Here is a 533-nt window from a genome sequence, read left to right on the forward strand (position 1 = left end):
AAGCGGACATAATTCAGCGCATTCAGGACAGTATATTCCGGCTTGACATTCAGATCCTAGACTAACAAAAGCTTGGAGCACAGGCGGCACCTAAACTGTTAGTAGGTGGGACGGTAGCTTGCGAGTTGACGGTGATAAATTCTGGAAAGTTAGTCTGTTGTAAACATTCGATTTGTGCATGCAACAACTCAATTTCCTCATCTCGGGCTTGTACTTGCAAAGATGAATTGGAAGCCTCAGCACTAACAGATTGTATCGCAGTCACGGGTCGAACATAATTACGGGTGTTATTCGGCACCGTAACAGCTGGCTGAGCAGGCGGAGCAAGCAACGCAGGCAAAACAGGTCGGGCAGGCGATGGTGGTAACGCTTGGTGAGTTTGCAGCAGAGAAAACGTCTGCTGATTATAATAAGGGTAATTATTAATCACAGGGCGCCAGCAGACACTACTATGGTGTCCATTTATTCCGCAATTTTGACAGACAATGCAGGAATTGAAAGGACAGTTTCCTCTAAAACCTCGGTTCTGAAAA

At 46.0% G+C, this 533-nt stretch carries 1 protein-coding gene; it reads right to left on the bottom strand.

Annotation, left to right across the window (positions count from 1 at the left end; all coding sequences use genetic code 11):
- Positions 1-61: 61 nt before the first annotated feature.
- The coding region (locus tag GY843_RS15745) for a hypothetical protein (RefSeq protein WP_297310974.1) at positions 62-533 on the bottom strand (472 nt) is incomplete at its 5' end.

The organism is Neptuniibacter sp., from assembly GCF_024231755.1.
GTDB lineage: Bacteria > Pseudomonadota > Gammaproteobacteria > Pseudomonadales > Balneatricaceae > Neptuniibacter.